The organism is Nocardioides sp. (genome assembly GCF_004803405.1).
Lineage (GTDB): Bacteria > Actinomycetota > Actinomycetes > Propionibacteriales > Nocardioidaceae > Nocardioides > Nocardioides vastitatis.
Map to the genome: position 1 here is coordinate 1 of NZ_SSXI01000315.1, position 9,181 is coordinate 9,181.

The 9,181-nt window shown below is 70.7% G+C and carries 9 protein-coding genes; 5 read left to right on the forward strand and 4 right to left on the reverse strand.

Going from position 1 to position 9,181, the window contains the following annotated elements:
- Together E7Z54_RS21715 and E7Z54_RS21720 are read right to left on the reverse strand one after the other, a co-directional pair.
- On the reverse strand, window positions 1-723 hold a 723-nt coding region (locus tag E7Z54_RS21715; protein ID WP_168798457.1), incomplete at its 3' end, for an AAA family ATPase.
- An 81-nt stretch (window positions 724-804) separates the two neighbouring features.
- Entirely contained in the window at window positions 805-1,629 is an 825-nt protein-coding gene (locus E7Z54_RS21720; protein ID WP_136436816.1) for a crotonase/enoyl-CoA hydratase family protein, read from the reverse strand.
- 46 nt (window positions 1,630-1,675) lie between these two features.
- Here E7Z54_RS21720 and E7Z54_RS21725 point away from each other — a divergent pair, with 46 nt between their 5' ends.
- The 4 genes from E7Z54_RS21725 to E7Z54_RS21740 all read left to right on the forward strand — a co-directional run bounded on the left by E7Z54_RS21725 (window position 1,676) and on the right by E7Z54_RS21740 (window position 7,150).
- A complete protein-coding gene (locus tag E7Z54_RS21725; protein WP_136436817.1) occupies window positions 1,676-3,316 on the forward strand; it encodes an acyl-CoA synthetase in 1,641 nt (546 codons plus the stop codon).
- Window positions 3,316-4,419, forward strand: coding sequence for an NAD(P)H-dependent flavin oxidoreductase (locus E7Z54_RS21730; protein ID WP_136436818.1), 1,104 nt, complete (start codon window positions 3,316-3,318; stop codon window positions 4,417-4,419). Before E7Z54_RS21725 ends, E7Z54_RS21730 begins: the two co-directional genes overlap by 1 nt.
- Window positions 4,420-4,432: 13 nt before the next feature.
- Window positions 4,433-5,899, forward strand: coding sequence for an LVIVD repeat-containing protein (locus E7Z54_RS21735; protein ID WP_206056459.1), 1,467 nt, complete (start codon window positions 4,433-4,435; stop codon window positions 5,897-5,899).
- 81 nt (window positions 5,900-5,980) lie between these two features.
- A complete protein-coding gene (locus tag E7Z54_RS21740; RefSeq protein WP_136436819.1) occupies window positions 5,981-7,150 on the forward strand; it encodes a hypothetical protein in 1,170 nt (389 codons plus the stop codon).
- A 4-nt stretch (window positions 7,151-7,154) separates the two neighbouring features.
- On the opposite strand, the gene E7Z54_RS21745 is transcribed toward E7Z54_RS21740, so the two are convergent.
- Entirely contained in the window at window positions 7,155-7,787 is a 633-nt protein-coding gene (locus E7Z54_RS21745) for a maleylpyruvate isomerase N-terminal domain-containing protein (protein WP_136436820.1), read from the reverse strand.
- 36 nt (window positions 7,788-7,823) lie between these two features.
- Here E7Z54_RS21745 and E7Z54_RS21750 point away from each other — a divergent pair, with 36 nt between their 5' ends.
- Window positions 7,824-8,477, forward strand: a complete 654-nt coding sequence (locus tag E7Z54_RS21750; RefSeq protein ID WP_136436821.1) for an SDR family oxidoreductase — start codon at window positions 7,824-7,826, stop codon at window positions 8,475-8,477.
- A 6-nt stretch (window positions 8,478-8,483) separates the two neighbouring features.
- Here the strand turns inward: E7Z54_RS21750 and E7Z54_RS21755 are convergent.
- Window positions 8,484-9,181, reverse strand: a 698-nt coding sequence (locus E7Z54_RS21755) for an acyl-CoA dehydrogenase family protein (protein ID WP_276606256.1), incomplete at its 5' end; no start/stop codon positions are given.

Here is a 9,181-nt window from a genome sequence, read left to right on the forward strand (position 1 = left end):
CATGCGGCGCGCGGCGGGGGAGTGGCGCAGCACCCGGGCCCGGACGACGTCGGCGACGGAGGGCGGCACCGGAGCCGTCGGGTCGGCGGCGATCTCGGTGACGTAGAAGGGGTTCCCGCCGCTGACCCGCAGCACGTGCACGGGGTCGAGGCCGCGGCCGGCGACCAGCTGTGCCACGGCCCGCGCGGACAGCGGGGGGAGCAGCATCCGCCGGGTGCTGCCGTGGGTCGCGAGCCGACCCAGCGTGGTCGCCAACGTGGCATCGGCCAGCGGCTCCGAGGTTCGGTAGGTGAGGATCACCAGCGCGTGGATCCGCCCGAGCCGGCGGCCCAGGTAGGACACCCAGTCGAGCGTCGCGTCGTCCGCCCCGTGCAGGTCCTCGACGACCAGCACGGTGGTCTCGCCGGGCCGGTCGAGTGCGGCGACGCTCCGTGCGAAGAGCTCGGTGCGGTCGGCGGCGGCGCGCGCCAGGTCCCGGAACTCGCCACCCGCCTGGGACGCGACCTCGAACAGCGGGCCCAGGGGACGTGGGGTGAAGCTGGCGTCACAGGCGCCCCAGAGCCAGCGAAGCTCGGGTCGGCGCTCCCGGAACGCCTCCACGAGTGCGGACTTGCCGATGCCGGCGTCGCCCGACAGGAGGACCAGCCGCCCGGAGCCGCGCGCCGCGGCCTCGGCGTACTCCTCGAAAGCGTCGAGGAAGCTCTCCCGCTCGAGGAGCCCCACAACGGGGAGTCTATGAACCAAGCACCGCCTTGTCCTTTACTCCGGCTCGTTGATGCCGGGTCGGGCCCGACCGGCCCTGGGCTACCGGCCCTTGAACTCGGGCTTCCGCTTCTCCAGGAACGCCCGCGGGCCCTCCTTGGCGTCCTCGGAGGAGAACACCGCGGCGCCGATCCTCGCGTCGTCGGCCCAGCAGTCGTCCTCGTGCCTACCTTCGGAGTCCCGCATCGTCTTGAGGATCGCCTGCACGGCGAGCGGGCCGTTGGCTGCGATCAGGTCCGCGATCTCGTGCGCCTTGGCCAGCGCCTCGCCGTCCGGCACCACATGCCCGATCAGGCCGAGCTCCTTGGCCTCGGGTGCGAGCAGGGTGCGGCCGGTCAGCAGCAGCTCGGCGGCGACGGTGTAGGGGATCTGCCGGGGAAGACGCACCGCGGAACCGCCCATCGGGTAGAGGCTCCACCGCGCCTCCGCGACGCCGAACTTCGCCGACTCGCCCGCCACCCGGATGTCGGTGCCCTGCAGGATCTCGGTGCCTCCGGCGATGGCCGGTCCCTCGACCGCGGCGATCAGCGGCTTGGTCAGCCGGAAGCCCTTGAGCAGGCCCTTGATCACGGTCGGGTCGTACTCACCGGACTCGAAGCTCTCCGAGGGTGGCTTCTCGTCGGCGGTCTTGAGGTCCATGCCGGCGCAGAAGTAGCCGCCTGCTCCGGTGAGGATGCAGACCCGGATCTCAGGGTCCGCGTTCACCCGGTCCCAGGCCTGTTCCATGATCCGCAGCATCTCGCTCGACAGCGCGTTGCGGCGCTCCGGCCGGTTCATGGTGACGATCAGCTTGTGCCCGTCCTGCTCCACGAGGCAGTCGGGAGTGACGGCGTCCGCCTGTGACGTCTCAACATCTGCGCTGGTCATGTGAACCACGCTAGCGAAAAAGTGAAACGTGTTCTAGTCTCGGGTTGTGGCTCTGAACATCGCCGATCTCTTCGAACATGCCGTCGACGCCGTACCGGAGAAGCCCGCTGTGCAGGTGGGCGACCGCACCATCACCTACGGGGAGCTGGAGCGTGAGGCCAACCGCCTGGCGCACTTCCTGCAGTCCCGGGGGATCGGTGCGGGCGACCACGTGGGGCTCTACTCCAAGAACAGCATCGAGCACGTGATCGCGCTGATCGCGATCCTCAAGGTGCGCGCGGTCGCGATCAACGTGAACTACCGGTACGTCGCCGGCGAGCTCGAGTACCTCTTCGACAACGCGGACCTGGTCGGCCTCGTCCACGACCGGGTGTACGCGCCGCTGGTCGCGGAGGTGGCGCCGCGGTTCGAGCGGATGCGGACCGTCGTGGCGGTCCCGAACCCGCTCGACGAGGAGGCAGAGGACGACCTGGCTCTGCTCGAGACGTTCGGCGGCGTGCTGCTCGCGGACGCGATCACCGACCAGAGCGGCGAGCGCGACTTCGGTGAGCGCACCCCGGACGACCTGCACATCATCTACACCGGCGGCACCACCGGCTTCCCCAAGGGCGTGATGTGGCGCCACGAGGACTTCTGGCGAGTGCTCGGCGGCGGCGTCGACTTCATGACCGGCGAGCTCCGCGAGGAGTACGACCAGTCCAAGCAGGCGGCGCAGGACGGCCTGGTGACCCTGCCGCTCAGCCCGCTCATGCACGGCGGAGCACAGGCCAGCCTGCTGATGCACCTCTTCGCCGGTCAGCTCACCATCCTGGAGCCGAAGTTCGACCCGGTCCGGACGTGGCAGATCGTGGACGCCAACAAGGTGCAGATGCTCTTCATGACCGGCGACGCGATGGCCCGCCCGCTGATCGAGGCCTACGAGGCTGGCGACTTCGACGGCCAGAGCCTCTTCGCCATCGCCAGCAGCGCCGCGATCTTCTCCAAGTCGGTCAAGGAGCGGTGGATGGCGAGGTTCCCGAACGCCGTCTTCACCGACTCCATCGGCTCGTCCGAGACCGGCTTCCAGGGCACCGGGCTACAGGACGCGAGTGCGCTGTCCACCGACGGGCCGGTCGTCTCGATCGGCCACAACACCGTCGTGATCGACGACGACGGCAGGGTCCTGGATCCCCTGAAGGACGTCGGCAAGGTGGGTCGCACCGCCAAGGCCGGGTACGTCCCGGTCGGCTACTACAAGGACCCCGAGAAGTCCGCGAAGACCTTCTTCGAGATCGATGGCGTGCGCTACTCGGTTCCCGGTGACTACGCCCGGATCGAGGAGGGCAACCGGATCACGCTGCTCGGCCGTGGCTCCAACTGCATCAACACCGGCGGCGAGAAGGTCTACCCCGAGGAGGTCGAGCAGGCGATCAAGGCGCATCCCGCCGTGTACGACGTGCTGGTGGTGGGCCTGCCCGACGACAAGTACGGCCAGACCGTGGCCGCCGTCGTCGAGCCCCGCGAGGGCGAGACCGTCGAGCTGGAGGAGCTGCGGAGCTTCCTCCGATCCCACCTGTCCGGGTACAAGCTGCCCCGTGCGCTGACCATCGTCGAGGAGATCCCGAGGAACGCCACGGGCAAGGCCCAGTACCCCAAGGCCAAGGAGATGGCCTTGGCCGCCCGCACCGACGTAGGAGCCAGCGCCTGATGCGTACCCCACTGTGTGAAGCCTTCGGCATCGAGTACCCGATCTTCGCCTTCACCCCTTCCGAGCACGTCGCGGCAGCGGTGTCACGCGCGGGTGGCCTGGGCGTCCTCGGCTGCGTGCGCTTCAACGACGCCGACGACCTCGACCGCACGCTCGACTGGCTGGACGAGAACACCGACGGCAAGCCGTACGGCGTCGACGTGGTGATGCCGATGAAGATCCCCACCGAGGGCACCAGCATCGACCTCAAGGCGATGATCCCCGAGGAGCACCTGACGTTCGTCGAGCGGACCCTCCAGCAGCTCGGCATCCCGCCGCTGCCGGAGGACGGCCGGGACGGTGTGCTCGGATGGCTGCACTCGGTCGCCCGCTCCCACGTCGACGTCGCCCTCAAGCACCGGCCGGTGCTGATCGCCAACGCACTCGGCTCGCCGCCCGTCGACGTCATCGAGCAGGCCCACGCGGCCGGGGTCAAGGTCGCCGCCCTCGCCGGAGCGGCCAAGCATGCGCTGTCGCACGTCGCCAACGGCGTCGACATCATCGTGGCCCAGGGCTACGAGGCCGGTGGCCACACCGGCGAGGTCGCCAGCATGGTGCTCACCCCGGACATCGTCGACGCGGTCGGTCCGGAGGTGCCCGTGCTCGGCGCCGGCGGGATCGGGTCGGGGCGCCAGATCGCGGCCTCGCTCGCGCTCGGCTCGCAGGGCGTGTGGACCGGGTCGATCTGGCTGGGCACCGAGGAGTACCAGCAGCTCAACTCGCACGCGGGGTGGGTGCCTGCCTTCACCAAGGCCACGTCGTCCGACACCGTCCGGACCCGGATCTACACCGGCAAGCCGGCCCGTCTGCTCAAGTCGAAGTGGACCGAGGCGTGGAACGAGGAGGACGCCCCGTCGCCGCTGCCGATGCCGCTGCAGAACCTGCTCGTCGCCGAGGCGCACAACCGGATCAACGCCGCGGGGGACCCCGAGGTGGTCTCCATGCCGGTCGGGCAGATCGTGGGGCGGATGAACGAGGTCCGGCCGGTCTCCGAGGTCGTGGCCGACCTGGTCGCCGAGTTCGAGGCGACGGTCAAGCGGCTGGACGGGGTGGCGGGTCTCTGATCGGATGACCCGCATGACGGCTCCGACACGCTCGACCGGCTCGACCGTGCGGCGCCTGGCGCTGGCGCTGATCGCATCCTCGATGGTCGTCGGCGGCGCGCTCGCCGCGTCCGGCGACCCCGGCGCCGAGGTCGGGCCCGCCGTGCCAGCCGCGAAGTGCGGGCCGGGATCGATGCCGGAGTCCGACCTCCAGGGCCGGGTGCCGGCCTCCGACCACGCCTCGGGTCGTGCCGCGCAGGGCTACACCTGCAACACGAGGCTCGTCTCCCGTCACGGCAGCACGGGCGGGTTCAAGGTGCTTCGCTACACCGACGCCCGGGGCAACACCTGCGCGTTCTACGACTCCACCCGGATGATCGGGACCGACGTCGCCGGCAACCTGCTGAACGGCACCGGGCTGGGCGTGGTCGTGCTGGACATGAGCGACCCGGCCCACCCGCGCAAGACCGCCAACCTGGTCACGCCGGCCATGCTCAGCCCACACGAGTCGCTGCTCGTCAACGAGAAGCGTGGGCTGCTCGCGGCGGTCATGGGCAACGCCATGACCGCACCCGGAGTCCTCGACGTGTACGACGTGCGCAGCGACTGCCGCCGCCCGCGGCTGCTGTCCAGCACACCGTCGGCGCTCCTCGGGCACGAGAGTGGGTTCTCTCCCGACGGGAAGACCTTCTGGTCCTCGGGCGCCGGTGGGTTCACGCTCACCGCGATCGACGTGAGCAACCCCCGGCTGCCGCGGCCGGTCTTCACCAAGACCGGGGTGGTCTACCACGGACTGCGGTTCAGCCAGGACGGCAGGACGATGTACGTCGCCAACATGGGCCGACCCCGGGGGACCAGTCTCCTCGACGGAGCCGGCCTCCACATCCTCGACGTCTCCGAGGTCCACGCGCGCAAGCCCGGCGCCCGCGTGCACCTTCTCTCCGACCTGCGCTGGGAGGGCTCGTCGATCCCGCAGGTCGCGCAGCCGTTCACGCAGCACGGGCACCGCTACGTGCTCGAGGTCGACGAGTTCATGGACCTCTTCGGTGACATCAACGGCTTCGACGCCAGTGTCAGCCCCGTGGGAGCGGCCCGGATCATCAACGTCGACGATCCGCGCAAGCCGTTCGTCGTCTCCGACATCCGGCTCGAGGTGCACCAGCAGGCCAACCGGACAGAGGACGTCCTCGCCGACCCCGGGGCGCGGAGCCCGATCGGTGGCTACGCCGCCCACTACTGCTCGGTGCCGACCCCGAAGAACCCGAGGATCGCCGGCTGCTCGATGCTCGGCTCCGGCCTGCGGATCTTCGACATCAGCGACGTGGAGAGTCCACGCGAGGTCGGCTACTTCAACAAGCCGGACTCCGGTGGGGCGAACGCGTTGTCGCAGCCGGCATGGGACGTCGACAACGCGAGCGTGTGGTACTCCGACGGCACCGGCGGGTTCTATGCCGTGCGGCTGACCAACGGCGTCGAGACGCTGCTGACCGGCAGCCACTAGCCCCTTCGGGCAGCGCGCCCGCCTGATCGGGCACCCTCGCTCGCCTTCTGCCTCGGAACCTACGGGCGGACGATGGACGGGATGCGTGACTCCCTGCACGGTGAGCCGCGCCGAGCCGGCGTGGCGGCAGGGACGCGCCCCGACCCGGTGCGGGCACGTCCGAGCCGCGCCCCAGTGCCGAACCGCTCGCCCGCCGCATGGCCGTCCGACGTCCGGCACGTCTCGACCCTCCAGCGCCTGGCCGGCAACCAGGCCACGGTGCAGCGGTTCACCGAGGGCCTCCGCGCGGCGGTCCTCGGCGCCGTCGGGGCTGCTCGCGTGGTCGCGCTCGACAAGGCGGGCCACAAGCGTGCCGCCGCCGCGCTGGGCAAGATGCTCGGCTACGCGACCCTGCACGGGTCCGCGGGGCCGCACGGCGACGACTCGGGGTTCCACGTCCGGCTGTTCGCGGCGGTCAACGACCTCGCCGGGGAGATCGCGAGCCACAAGACCTTCGCGGCGCTGCCGGACCGGCTGCAGGCGGTCGTGTTCGCCGCGGAGAAGCTGAACATGGACAAGGTCGCCGGGGCGCCCTCCGCCCAGAACAAGATGTGGATGACCAGCCGACCGGGGAGCGAGGGCGCGGAGAACCCGGGAGTGCCGGGCAGCACAGGTCGGTTCGGCGCCGGGTCCTGGAAGTGCAACAAGCTCGTCGCGGACGCGTACCTGGCCAAGACCGGCGGCGCGATCGGGAAGGCCAAGTACCCGTTCTACGGCAGCGACAAGACGTGGTCGTACAAGGCGAACGACCTGGCTGCGACCGTGTCCGGCGGCAAGCCGAGGCTCGAGCCCGGCAAGGACCTCAAGCACTTCCCCTACTCGGAGCTGATCCACCTCGCGGCCGACGGCAAGACCGTCGCCGAGATCGACGAGTTCGACGCCGCCGGGAAGGTCGTGGCGAAGTACGTGCTCTCCGGCGGCGTGTTCGAGAAGTATGTCGAGGACCCCAAGGCCGGCTGGCAGAAGACGAAGGAGACGAAGGACCCCGCGGAGCTGAGCCCGGGAACCTTCGCCCGCACCGGCGACCTGGTCTCGTTCCACAACAAGGAGAAGGGCGAGTCGGGACACACCGGGCTCAACATCGGCCACGACCTGTTCATCAGCGCGATGAACGCGACCGAGGGCGTCGGCATCCTGTCGATCTCCCTGCACATGGATGCCAGCAGGTGGGACCACTACGACTTCGTGGGGTTCCGCTCCTTCAAGAAGTAGCGGATCAGAAGGCGGAGACGGAGTCCGGCGCGCGCTGCGGCCGGCTGAGTGCCCGGACGACGGCGACCTGCCCGTGCCGTCGGACCGCGACGCCGGAGAGCAGCGCGAGTACAGCGGCCACGACGTCCTCGGGGAACTCCGGTGTCTGGAGGCCCACCGAGGCCGCCAGGTCGTCGCCGTGGACGACGAGCTCCATCGCCCGGGTCGCCAGGAAGTCGTCGGTCGCCAGCGACCAGCCCTGCCACGGGATCCGCACCAGGTCGGGAGCACGCGGCGCGGAGAGCAGTGCTGGCAGCCGCTCGAGCGCGTCCTTCGCGACGGCGAGCACGTGGTCGGTGCCGTGGGCTGCCTCTGCGTCGGACTCCTCGCGGATCGTGACGTTGGCCTCGTCGTCAAGCCCGGCCCTCACCCATGCCGCCCGGGCGTAGTGGTCCAGCAGCGCGATCGGCTGCTCCTCGACCGGCTCCGCCTCGAGCAGCCGGACGCTGTTCACGATCTGCTGCAGCAGGTGGTGGGTGAGCCCGCCGACGGACATCCCCGCACATGCGCTCTCGGCGTCCCAGGCGGCGCGGACCTCGGGGGTGGAAGCAAGGTCGAGCGCGGTGCGGGCGGCATCGACGTAGGAGGAGCGGTCCACCCACCCGAGACTAGACCCGCGCCCTAGATTGTCCGCATGACGCGCAACGTGATCATCGCCGGCGCCGGGCCGGGCGTGAGCGGCTCGCTCGCCCGGATCTACGCCGAAGAGGGCTCTCGACTCGGGTTGCTCGGCGTCGAGCAGTCGGTGCTCGCAGCGCTGACCGACCGCGTCGCCGAGGCCGGCGGGTCCGCCGAGTCGGTGGTCGTCGACCTCACCGACGACGCCGCGACCCGCGCCGCGGTGACCCAGATGGGCGAGCACTACGGGTCGCTCGACGTGGTGCACTTCAACCCGAGCGTCTTTCGCGAGAAGGACCCGCTCGCGTTGACGCCGGACGAGCTGCTGGCCGACGTCCGGCTCGGGGTCGGTGCCCTGCTCACGCTGGTGCAGGCGGCCAGACCGTTCCTCGGCCCCGGCGCGCGGATCTCGGTGACCGGCAGCATGGCGGCCGACAAGCCATGGTTCGGCGCCGCCTCCCTCGGCGTGCAGAAGGCCGGCGTGCGCAACCTGGTGCACAGCCTGGACGCGGTGCTCAAAAACCAGGGGATCAGGGCGGTGTCGGTGACCGTCCGTGGCACGCTCACCAGTGACGGCCCGTTCACGCCGGACCGGGTCGCGGCAGCGCTACGCGCCGCTATCGACCAGGACGAGGCGAGCTGGGCGACCGAGCTGCCCTACGACGGCTGATGCGCGTCACGACGCGAACGAACGGCCGATCGCGAGCGCCTGCTCGGTGGCGCCTCCGAAGAGGAACTCGAACCGCTTGCCGCTGGTGAAGTAGCGGTGCGCCTCGCCGTCGAGGTCGATGCCGACGCCGCCGTGCACGTGAACGGTCGTATGCGCGATCCGGTGGCCCGCGTCGGCCGCCCACAGCTTCGCGGTCGCCACCTCCGTCGCCGCGGGCAGCCCTTCGGAGAGGCGCCAGATCGCCTGCCACAGCGTGAGCCGCTGGCCGAGCACGTCGATGAACCCGTCCGCCAGCCGCTGGGAGACGGCCTGGAAGGTGCCGATCGGGCGGCCGAACTGCTCTCGGGTCTTGGCGTACTCCGCGGTCAGCGTGAGCGCACCCTCCGTCACACCGAGCTGCTCGGCGGCCGCGCAGGCGGTGAGCAGCTGACCGAGGCGAGTGGCGGCCGTCGCGTTGCCGACCAGCGTCGCAGGGGCACCGGAGAAGCTGATCCGCGCTGTGCGGTCGCCGTCGCTGGTCCGCTGCGCGACGCGGGAGACTCCGGGCGCGGTCGCGTCGACCAGGTGGACGCCGACCCCGGTCGGGCCGGTGGCCGTGACCAGGAGCGCGTCCGCCGCCATGCCGGCCCGGACGAGGGTCTTGGTGCCGGCCAGCGCGCCGTCGGCTGCCGCGGTGACGGTCGGCTCGGCCGGCAGGTGCGAGT

What these genes read in the sequence shown, in the direction of transcription:
- E7Z54_RS21720 (WP_136436816.1), bottom strand. Translation starts at nt 1,629, where the DNA reads ATGACCAGCGCAGATGTTGAGACGTCACAGGCGGACGCCGTCACTCCC.
- E7Z54_RS21740 (WP_136436819.1), top strand. Translation starts at nt 5,981, where the DNA reads ATGCGTGACTCCCTGCACGGTGAGCCGCGCCGAGCCGGCGTGGCGGCA.
- E7Z54_RS21750 (WP_136436821.1), top strand. Translation starts at nt 7,824, where the DNA reads ATGACGCGCAACGTGATCATCGCCGGCGCCGGGCCGGGCGTGAGCGGC.
- E7Z54_RS21730 (WP_136436818.1), top strand. Translation starts at nt 3,316, where the DNA reads ATGCGTACCCCACTGTGTGAAGCCTTCGGCATCGAGTACCCGATCTTC.
- E7Z54_RS21735 (WP_206056459.1), top strand. Translation starts at nt 4,433, where the DNA reads ATGACGGCTCCGACACGCTCGACCGGCTCGACCGTGCGGCGCCTGGCG.